1 protein-coding gene is annotated in these 483 nt (G+C 45.8%); it reads left to right on the top strand.

The window, feature by feature from the left end; genetic code table 11:
- Positions 1–483, top strand: a 483-nt coding sequence (locus ACLUWI_RS10285; RefSeq protein WP_412147240.1) for an IS66 family transposase, incomplete at both ends; no start/stop codon positions are given.

The following is a 483-nucleotide window of genomic DNA, read 5'->3' as shown; positions in this document are numbered from 1 at the left end:
CCAAAGCAAAGCAACAGCCGGAAAGAAAATCTAGACCGCCTGCCACAGGAAGACTGTGAATACGACCTGGATGACAAAACTTGTCCTGACTGTCATCAAGAAATGAAACAGATTGGCCGCAGATTGGCAAATCGTGAAGCAGTATACGTTCCAGCACATACTGTCTGTAGGAACGTTTATGCGAAGATGTACAAGTGTCAGCATTGTCATCCAAACGGTGGCGATAAGCTGGTTGCCGCCAAGACGCCGAGTCCGCTGTTTAATCACAGCTATATCTCAAGCAGCATCCTGGCAACAATTGCGGCTAACAAATTTGATTTGGCTGTGCCGTTTAATCGTCAGGAACGCATGTGGCAAGCAGCTAATCTTGAATTGGATTCCAAGCAGATGGCAAATGCGGTGATTAAAGGTGCCAAGCGTTTTTTAAAACCATTGAGCGACTTTCTTGTCAGCCAATTGCGACAAGAGAAAGTTGTTCATATG

Origin of the sequence: Limosilactobacillus mucosae (assembly GCF_046939755.1) — a bacterium.
Taxonomy (GTDB): Bacteria; Bacillota; Bacilli; order Lactobacillales; family Lactobacillaceae; genus Limosilactobacillus; species Limosilactobacillus mucosae_A.
This window is presented reverse-complemented; position numbering and strand designations above follow the sequence as displayed.